Origin of the sequence: Actinokineospora sp. NBRC 105648 (assembly GCF_030269645.1) — a bacterium.
In the GTDB taxonomy this organism is placed as follows: Bacteria; Actinomycetota; Actinomycetes; order Mycobacteriales; family Pseudonocardiaceae; genus Actinokineospora.
In genome coordinates, this window is record NZ_BSTR01000029.1 from 1 (window position 1) to 8,477 (window position 8,477).

General features: G+C 71.9%; 7 protein-coding genes. 1 reads left to right on the forward strand and 6 read right to left on the reverse strand.

The features are described 5' to 3' along the window. Nucleotides 1–174 precede the first annotated feature (174 nt). Nucleotides 175–1,755 (reverse strand): MDR family MFS transporter, encoded by a 1,581-nt coding sequence (locus QSK30_RS23085; RefSeq protein WP_285505734.1) that lies wholly within the window; start codon nt 1,753–1,755, stop codon nt 175–177. Nucleotides 1,756–1,879: 124 nt separating this feature from the next. Here QSK30_RS23085 and QSK30_RS23090 point away from each other — a divergent pair, with 124 nt between their 5' ends. After that, nucleotides 1,880–2,539 (forward strand): TetR/AcrR family transcriptional regulator, encoded by a 660-nt coding sequence (locus tag QSK30_RS23090; protein ID WP_285505736.1) that lies wholly within the window; start codon nt 1,880–1,882, stop codon nt 2,537–2,539. Here the strand turns inward: QSK30_RS23090 and QSK30_RS23095 are convergent. The 5 genes from QSK30_RS23095 to QSK30_RS23115 are packed head-to-tail and all read right to left on the reverse strand — an operon-like array spanning nt 2,465 to nt 8,208. Beyond that, entirely contained in the window at nt 2,465–4,771 is a 2,307-nt protein-coding gene (locus QSK30_RS23095) for a non-ribosomal peptide synthetase (protein WP_285505738.1), read from the reverse strand. The two genes, QSK30_RS23090 and QSK30_RS23095, sit on opposite strands and share 75 nt — an antisense overlap. Before the next feature lie 58 nt (nt 4,772–4,829). Beyond that, nucleotides 4,830–5,654, reverse strand: a complete 825-nt coding sequence (locus tag QSK30_RS23100) for an SDR family oxidoreductase (RefSeq protein ID WP_285505740.1) — start codon at nt 5,652–5,654, stop codon at nt 4,830–4,832. Between the two features lie 10 nt (nt 5,655–5,664). Then, the gene (locus tag QSK30_RS23105; protein ID WP_285505742.1) at nt 5,665–6,366 is read right to left on the reverse strand and encodes a thioesterase II family protein; all 702 of its coding nucleotides are present in this window, start codon (nt 6,364–6,366) and stop codon (nt 5,665–5,667) included. 19 nt (nt 6,367–6,385) lie between these two features. Next, nucleotides 6,386–7,246 carry an ABC transporter permease gene (locus tag QSK30_RS23110; protein WP_285505743.1) on the reverse strand — a complete coding sequence of 287 codons (861 nt, stop codon included), beginning with the start codon at nt 7,244–7,246 and terminating at the stop codon, nt 6,386–6,388. Next, the gene (locus QSK30_RS23115) at nt 7,243–8,208 is read right to left on the reverse strand and encodes an ATP-binding cassette domain-containing protein (protein ID WP_285505745.1); all 966 of its coding nucleotides are present in this window, start codon (nt 8,206–8,208) and stop codon (nt 7,243–7,245) included. The genes QSK30_RS23110 and QSK30_RS23115 overlap by 4 nt, the downstream gene beginning before the upstream one ends. Between the last annotated feature and the right edge of the window lie 269 nt (nt 8,209–8,477).

Sequence of the window (8,477 nt, forward strand, 5' to 3'; positions counted from 1 at the left end):
CACCGCGGTGGAGAGAAAAGGGCAGGGTAAGGGCATCCCCACCCACGGCAAGTTTAGCGGCACTCTCCCCCCACACGAAGCGAGTCCACTAGATCGAGCATCCGTAGCGGGACTTGCGTTCCAGCGGGGTCGGCCTATCCGCTGCGGTTGGTGGGGGCAGGGACGTGGTGCGGTTCAGTGGGTCTGGGCTGCCTGGGCTGCCTGGGTCTGGGGTGTGTTGTTGCTGGTCGCAGTCGTTGCCTGCGGTCCTCCGCGCAGTGGGACCTTCTTGATGAATACCGCCACCACAACTCCAATCGCCGCCACTGCGGCCGCTACCGCGAATAGGGTGCCTACGCCGTCGGTGACCGCGTGTTGGAAGGTCTGGCGTGCGGTTTCCGGGAGGGTCTTGAGTGCTGCCGGGGTCATCTGCGTGCCCTGTCCCGTGCCGAATCCGGACAGGGAGCCGGCCAGGGAGTTCGTGTAGATCGCGCCCAGCAGTGATACGCCGAGTGAGCTGCCCATGTTGCGCAGGAACATCGAAGCGCCCGTTCCCGCGCCGATGTCGCGGGGTTCGAGGCTGTTCTGGGCGATCAGGGTGGAGGTTTGCATGAGGCAGCCCATGCCGATGCCGAGCAGGACCATGTACAGCGCGGTCGCCGTCTTGCTGGTGTCGACGTCGACGGTGGCGAACAGGGCCAGTGCGGCCGCCATCAGGGTGCCGCCGATGATGGGGAACGGCTTGTAGTTGCCGGTTCGGCTGATGAGGGTGCCGCTGGCCAGCGAGACGACCATGGCCGCGATCATCATCGGCATCAGCAGCAGGCCGCTGTTGGTGGCCGAGGAGCCCTGGACGAACTGCTGGTACTGCGGCAGGAACGTCACGGCGCCGAACAGGGCGAAGCCGGAGATGAAGGCCAGGGTGCCCGCGAGGGTGAAGTTCAGGTTGCCGAAGACGCGCAGTGGCATGATCGGTTCGGCTGTCCTGCGCTGGACGGCGACGAAGGCGATGAAGCCGGCGACCACCACCGCGGCCAGGCCGAGGATCTGCGGTGAGGCCCAGGCGTACTTGGTGCCGCCCCAGCTGGTGATCAGCACCAGTGCCGTGATCCAGACCGTGAGCAGTGCTGCGCCGGACCAGTCGATCTTGGCCTTGCCGGTGCCGCGGGGGAGGGCGGCCAGGGTGAACCAGCACAGGACCATGGTGACCACGCCGAGCGGGAGGTTGACGTAGAAGGCCCACCGCCAGGACAGGTGGTCGGTGATGAAGCCGCCGGCGAGCGGGCCGCCGATCATCGCTACCGGCATGACCGCCATCATCAGGCCCATGTAGCGGCTGCGTTCCCGGGGCGGGATCATCTCGCCGATGATGGCCAGGACGCCGACCATCAGGCCGCCGGAGCCCAGGCCCTGCACGGCGCGGAAGGCGATCAGCTCGGTCATGTTCTGCGACAGCCCGGCCAGCACCGAGCCCACCAGGAAGACGCCGACCGAGCTCAGGAACGTGGCCCGCCTGCCGAACAGGTCGCCGAGCTTGCCCCAGATCGGCGTGGACACCGTCGAGGCCAGGATGTAGCCGGTGGTCACCCAGGCCAGCATGCTCAGCCCGCCGAGGTCGCCGACGATGGTGGGCAGCGCCGGGGCCACGATCATGTTGTCCAGCATGGCCAGCAGCATCGCGATGACCAGGCCGCTCATCGTGACCAGGATCTGCCGGTGGGTGAACGGCGCGGGCGCGGTCGGTTCCGCGGTGGCGGTCGGGGTCTCTGTTGACATCTCGCGGGTCCTTCGCGGGGAGACACTACTTACTTGCCGGTCGGTCAGTACGCTACCTACCGTACGGCAGGTAAGCAAGCGGCTATGCTGAACCGGACATTCAGGTCCGGAAGGGAGCCGCGGCATGGCACGGGTGCGCAAGGCCGCCGACGATCGGCGCGCCGAGATCCAGCGGGTGGCGCTCGGCCTGTTCACCCGGCACGGCTACGAGACGACCTCGCTGCGGGAGATCGCCGAGGAGCTGGGGATCACCAAGGCGGGGGTGTACTACCACTTCGACAGCAAAGAGGCGATCGTTCGCAGCCTCTTCGAGGAGCGGCTCGCCGCCCTCGACGGCCTGGTCGAGTGGGCCGAGGGGCAGCCGCGCACGCCCGAGCGCTCGGCGGCGATCGCCGCGGGCTGGTTCCGGCTGCTGGTCGCCGACGGCCTGGAGTTCGCCCGCTTCGCCATCGCCAACCAGGCCGCGCTGCGCGACCTCGCCCCGCACCGCGGCAACGGCGCGCTGGACCGGGTGCAGAAGATCTCGGCCCTGCTGGCCGACGCCGGGGCGCCGCCGAGCGAGCAGCTGCGGATCCGGATGGCCATGATCAGCGTCAACCTGGCGGTGATGGCCGCGCACGGCCTCGACCTGACCGACGAGGAGATCCTGGCCGCGGCCAGCGAGGTGGCGGGCCTGATCGCGCCCAGTCTGGCCACCTCGCTGCGCGGCTCAGCCGCCGAGGGTGGCGAGGACCTCCCTGATGGTGGGGTGCCGGTAGAGGTCGCGCAGCCGGATCGGCGGTAGGCCCCGGGCGCGCAGCGCGGCACCGATGCGCACCGCGAGCAGCGAGTTGCCGCCCAGCTCGAAGAAGTCGTCGTCGAGGTCGACCGGCGTGCCGAGGACCTCGCTCCAGACGGCGCGCAGCTCGCCCGCCAGGTCGTCGCCGACGGGCTCCTCGGGCGCGGCCGGGGTGGCCAGCAGCGCGGCAGTGTCTAGCTTCCCGTTGCTGGTCAACGGAAGTGTCGCGACTGCGACGACCCGGGCCGGGACCATGTGCTCCGGCAACACGGCCGCCGCGCGGGCGCGGACCTGTGCGGTGTCGGCCGTCGCGGGCACGACGTAGGCCTCGAGCCGAGCCGTCGCGGGGGAGTCGCCTGCCACCACGACCGCGGCGGCCCGGACGTCCGGGTCGGCCAGCAGCACCGCGCGGACCTCGCCGGGCTCGATCCGGAAGCCGCGGATCTTGACCTGGTCGTCGATCCGGCCCAGGTGCTCCAGTTCGCCGTCGGGCCGGAGCCTGCCCAGGTCGCCGCTGTGGTAGACGGTGCCCGGCCCGAACGGGTCCGGCCGGAACCGTTGCGCGGTCAGCTCTTCACGGCCGAGGTAACCCCGGGCGACGCCGACACCGCCGACCACGATCTCGCCCGCCACCCCCGGCGGCGCGAGCCGCCCGGCCGGGTCGAGCACGCGCACGTGCCAGCCCGGCAACGGCCTGCCGACCGAGCGCGACCCGCTGAGCGCGTCGCGCCGGGTGACGGTGCGGGTGGTGACGTGCACCGTGGTCTCGGTGATGCCGAACATGTTCACCACCCGGCACGCCGACTCCGGGTGCCGGTCGAACCACGGCACCAGCGCCCGCGCGTCGAGCGGTTCGCCGCCGAAGACCACCAGCCGGGGCGCGGCGGCGGTGTGGTCGACCTCGAGCAGCTGGGCGAAGGCCGACGGTGTCTGGCTGAGCACCGTGACCCGCTCGGCCACCAGCAGGTCGCGGAACCGGTCCGGCTCGCGCGCGACGAAGTGCGGCACCACCACGAGCCGCCCGCCGGTGAGCAGGCAGCCCCAGATCTCCCACACCGAGTAGTCGAAGGCGCTGGAGTGGAACCAGGTCCACACGTCGTCGGCGCCCAGGCCGAAGTCCGCGCGAGTGGCCTCGACCAGCCCGATCACGTTGCGGTGCGGTACGACCACCCCCTTGGGGCGACCGGTCGAACCGGAGGTGTAGATGACGTAGGCGGGATCACCTGGTCCGATTAGACTGTCGCTTATGGACCCAACGGCGAGGTTGTCGGGGTGCAGAACGGTGGGGTACGGGAAGTCCGGCCGATTGGTGAGCACGACGCGCGGCGCGGCGTCCTCGGCGGTGCGGGCCAGTCGTTCACGCGGGTGGGTCGGGTCGATCGGGACGTAGGCGGCACCGGCCTTGAGCACCGCGAGCAGCGCGACCACGAGCCCCGCCGAGCGGTCCAGGCACACCCCGACGCGGTCGCCGTCCACCACACCGTTCGCGCGAAGTCCTTGTGCCAGTGCGGTTGCCCGCTCGTCGAGTTCGCGGTAGGTCAGGGTGTCGTCCCCGTCGGTGATCGCGACCGCGTGCGGCTGGGCGGTGGCGACCACCCGCACGGCGGCGTGGATGGTGTCCGGCCTCGGCTCCGGGGCGTGGGATCGACCGAGGGCGAGGACCTCGGCGTCGTCGATCGGTGCACCGGTCCGCCGCGCCCGTACCAGGTGCCGGGTGAGTTGTTCGGCGATGGCGGGGGAGAAGTGCGTGCGCAGGTAGTCGCAGCGCAGAATCGCGCCTCGTACGTCGCGGAAGACGTGGAATGCCAACGGGAACACCGGCGCGGGAAGGTACTCGCCGGGGAACTCGGCACCGTCGAAGATCAGCCTGATCCCGGAGTCGGGCGGGTAGCGGTCCAGGGTCGTCGCCAGCGCGGCTTGCCAGTCGGACTCCTCGCCCAGGTCGTCCAGCGCCACCACGTGCGTGCCCGGCGCGCCGCCGTCGGCGAGCCCCCAGTCCACTATGGACAGGTTGGCCGGGGCCGGAACCACCGGTACCGCGGCGACTCCCGCTCCGGCAGCCAGTTCTCGCAGGGCCGCGGCGTCGTACCGGTCTCGCGCCGCGACCACGATCAGGTCTTGGGTGCCGTCCGCGTAGCGCAGCAGGACTCTGCGGACGTCGTCGGTCGGCCTGGCCAATTCCCGGGCGCGCAACCGATCCGCGCGCGGGTCGTCGGCGTTGTACGGCAGATCCTCCACCGACCTCGGCGGTACCGCCACCGGTCCGCGCACCCGCACCCCGTGGCACCGCGTCTGCTCACCGCGCACTGAAACCCCCGTCGACGGTCACCACGGACCCGGTCACCTGCCGCGACTCGTCCGAGGCCAGGTACACCACGGCCGCCGCCACGTCGGCGGGCTCCACCAGCGCGTTCATCGGCTGCCCCGCCAGGAAGGCCTGCTCGTGCTCACCCACCGGCACCGCCAACGCCCGGGCGATCTCGGCGAGCATCCGGCCCTCGGCGGCCTCGTCGTCGCGCACCGAACCCGGGCACACGGCGTTCACCCGCACCCGCGCGCCCGCGAAGTCCAGCGCGGCGGCCTTGGTGAGCCCGATGATCCCGTGCTTGGCGGCGACGTACCCGGCGAAGTGCCGGTAGCCGACCAGTCCCGCCGTGGAGGCGATGTTCACGATGCTGCCCGAGCGCCGCGCGCACATCGCCGCGCCCACCTCGCGGATCACCCGCCACGCGCCGGAGAGGTCGACGTCGATCATCAGCGACCACTCGTCCTCGTCGATCTCGTGCACCGGTTTCCCGGCGGGCGCGGCGATCCCGGCGTTGTTGACCACGACGTCGAGCTCGCCGAACCGGTCCCGCGCCCGGGCCAGCGCCGCGCGCACCGAGTCCGCGTCGCGCACGTCCGCGTGGGTGGTGAGCACCGCCGCGCCCGCCTCCCGGCACAGCGCGGCGGTGTGGTCGAGCTGGCTCGCCGTGCCCAGCGGGTACGGCACCCCGGGCAGGTCCGCGCACACGTCGAGCAGCACCAGGTCGGCGCCCTGCTCGGCGCACGCCGTGGCGCTCGCCCGGCCCAGCCCCCGGGCCGCGCCGGTGACCAGCACGACCTTCCCGGTCAGCCGCACCCCATCCACCTCAGCGCACGGTCGAGCTGATCAACCGGAGCAGCGCGGGCGCCGCCTCGGTCAGGTACATGTGGCCGCCAGGTAGCTCGACGTGCTCGAAGTCGACCGCCGCGACCGCCGACCAGGACGCGGACTCGCGGTACCCGACCAGCTCGTCGTCCTCGCCGCGCAGCGCGGTGATCGGCACCGCGAGCGGCTGGTCGGTGCTGGGCCGGTAGTTCTCGTGCATCTCGACGTCGGCGCGCAGCGCGGGTAGGAACATCTCGCGCATCTCCGGGTCGTCCAGCGCGGTGTGGTTGTACCCGGCGAACTCGCTGACCCGGTTCAGGAAGTCCGCGTCGGAGAGCCCGGTGGCCCGTTCCCGGCGGGGTGCGCGCGGTTCCGGCGACCCGCTGGCGAACAGCCGCACCACCTCGACCGCCTGCCCGTCGACCAGCCGGTGGGCCAGCTCGTAGGCCAGCACCGCGCCCAGGCTGTGGCCGAACAGCGCCACCGGCGTGCCGGGGTCGAGCGCGGCCACGAGGTCGGCGCGCAGGCCGTCGACGGCGGCGTGCACGTCGCGGTGCGGCTCCTCGTCCACGCGCCGCTCCCGGCCGGGCAGCTGCAGCGGCAGCACCCGCAGGTCGGTGTAGTCCGACCACGGTCGGAAGAACGAGGCCCCGGCACCGGCGAACGGCAGGCACACCAGGGTGATCGCGGGGTCGTCATCCATCCGGGTCTTCCCTCTCTGGTCAGCGACTGGTCCGGACGCGGTAGCGCCAGGTGGACAGCGGGATGAACACGATGACCAGCAGCACCGCGCACCCCACCGCGTAGGGCACCGGGTGCGCGGTCGCCCAGCCGTGCTGCGGCGGGAAACCCGGTGGGGCGGCGTTGCCGAACAGCGCCCGCAGCGCGTTCGCCAGCGCGGTGATCGGGTTCCAGGCGGCGATCGTGGCCAGCGGTTCGGGCAGCGAGGCGGTGGCGATGAACCCGGAGGAGACGAAGGTGACCGGGAACAGCCAGATCAGCCCCAGGCTGGCCGCCACCTGCACGTTCGGCGCGATGATGCCGATGAACGCGCCGATCCAGGACAGCGCGAAGGCGAACAGCAGCACCACCAGGTAGCCGCCGAGGACCTGCGCCGGGCCGGTGTGCGGGCGCCAGCCCAGGACCAGGCCGCACCCGGTGGTCACGGTGGTGCTGGCCAGGCAGGTCGCCAGGTCGGCGGTCGTGCGGCCGAGCAGCAGCGAGACCCGCGCGATGGGCAGCGCGCTGAACCGCTCGACGGTGCCCTCCTGCAGGTCGCGGGCGATCCCGATCGCGGTGAACGACGCGGTGAAGGTGACGGCCTGGCCGAGCAGCCCGGCCACCAGGTACTCGCGGTAGGCCGGTCCGCCGAGGCTGCCGCCGAAGACGTAGCCGATCAGGCCCGCGAACAGGATCGGTTCCAGCAGGCTGGAGGCGAGGGTGGTGGGCGTGCGGCGCAGGTGGATCAGGTTGCGCCAGGTGAAGTCGGCGCTCTCCCGCGCGACCCGGACCAGCGCGCCACCCGCGCCCGCGCGGCGGGGTGGGGCGCCCGCGGTCGGCGCGAGCGGTGCCCGGGTGGTCATCCGGCCACCGCCCGGCGGTCGCCCGCGGTGAGGCCGAGGAAGACGTCGTCGAGGGTGGGCCGGGTCAGGCCGATCTCCAGCACCCGCACGCCCTCCGCGGCCAGCGCGACCAGCGCGCGGCCGACCGCGTCCTGCCCGTCGGCGACCGCGACCTCGACGCGGCGGACCCGGCGGTCGACCGTCGGCGTGGCGTCGGCGGCGCGGGCGGCCGCGCGCACGGCCGGGGCGATGTCGGCGTCGGTGGCCACGCACAGCACCAGCCTGCTGCGGCCCGCGGCGGCCTTGAGCTCGTCGGCCGTGCCCGCCGCGACGACCAGGCCGCCGTCGATCACCGTGATCAGGTCGGCCAGCCGGTCGGCCTCCTCCAGGTACTGCGTGGTCAGCAGCACGGTGGCCCCGCTCGCGGTGAGCTCGGCGATCGCGTCCCAGGTGTCGAGCCTGCTCTCCGGGTCCAGCCCGGTGGTCGGCTCGTCGAGGACCACCAGCGGCGGGGCGCCGACCAGGGCGGCGGCCAGGTCGAGCCTGCGCCGCATGCCGCCGGAGTAGGTGCCCACCGGACGGTGCGCGGCGTCGGTGAGCCGGAACCGACTCAGCAGCGCCGCCGTGGCCGCGCGGCCCGCGCGGCCGCGGATACCGCGCAGCTTGGCGATGAGGAGGACATTCTCATGTCCGGTGAGCACGCGGTCCACGGTGGAATACTGGCCGGCGACGCCGACCGAGGCGCGCACTTTCTCCGGTTCGTCACCTACCTCCCAGCCGTTCACCCAAGCGCGGCCGGAATCGGGTCGCAGCAGCGTGGTCAGGACTCGCACGATGGTTGTTTTCCCGGCGCCATTGGGTCCGAGCAACGCGAACACGGAACCGGTCGGGATATCGAGGTCGATACCGCGCAATGCGGGGGTGTTGGCGAACCGCTTCACCAGTCCCCGGGCGACGATCGCTGATCCACTCGCTGCGCGCACTGGCAGAACCGTAGCAACTTCCCGCTGTGGCACAAGGGGTTGACGAATCGGTCCGATCGGGCTCCCGAGTACCGCCGGGTTGTCGGGCCCGGCTTGGCTGAGCCGAATGTGGTAACCGGTGCCCGAATGGCCTAAAATATGAAAGATCTTCAAAACTGCGTCTGGCCACGTGGTGTCCGGGTGGTGGCCGATTCATGCGCTGTGATCCGCGTTACTCGGCTCGCCCTGAATTCCTCGGGTACGGTCCAGAGGGCGGGAGGTGATTCGTC